Origin of the sequence: Vibrio sp. 10N.222.49.C9, assembly GCF_041474985.1 — a bacterium.
Classification (GTDB): domain Bacteria; phylum Pseudomonadota; class Gammaproteobacteria; order Enterobacterales; family Vibrionaceae; genus Vibrio; species Vibrio crassostreae_C.
Genome location: NZ_JBFRVD010001641.1, coordinates 1 through 338, shown reverse-complemented (window position 1 = coordinate 338; position 338 = coordinate 1). Strand labels below are relative to the sequence as shown.

At 42.6% G+C, this 338-nt stretch carries 1 protein-coding gene; it reads right to left on the bottom strand.

The window, feature by feature from the left end; all coding sequences use genetic code 11:
* Positions 1-338 (bottom strand): CHASE3 domain-containing protein (locus AB4585_RS29620; protein ID WP_372172418.1); only part of this gene is annotated, 338 nt, incomplete at both ends.

Here is a 338-nt window from a genome sequence, read left to right as displayed (position 1 = left end):
ACGCCAACTCTTCAAGCTTGCTGTCGATATCCTCAACCAATTCGTCAAGCAATTCTTGCTGCTGTGGATTGTCCGATGTGAGGCTTTTTAAGTCACCCCAGATGGATTTGATCTCATCTCGAGAACGAAAATAGGGTTCCAGATAATAGCTTTGCCCTGTAAGTAGATAGCCTCTTTGTCCAGTTTCTGCGTCAGAGATAGCATTGAGTAAATCCCCTGAGGTTTGCATCACTTCATTGGTATGGATAACCCATTGCAGTTTGTTTTCGCTGCGGGATTCAAGAAAGTAAATGAAGCCGATATTGGCTATTGAGAAAAAGAACAAAGTTCCTAATAGC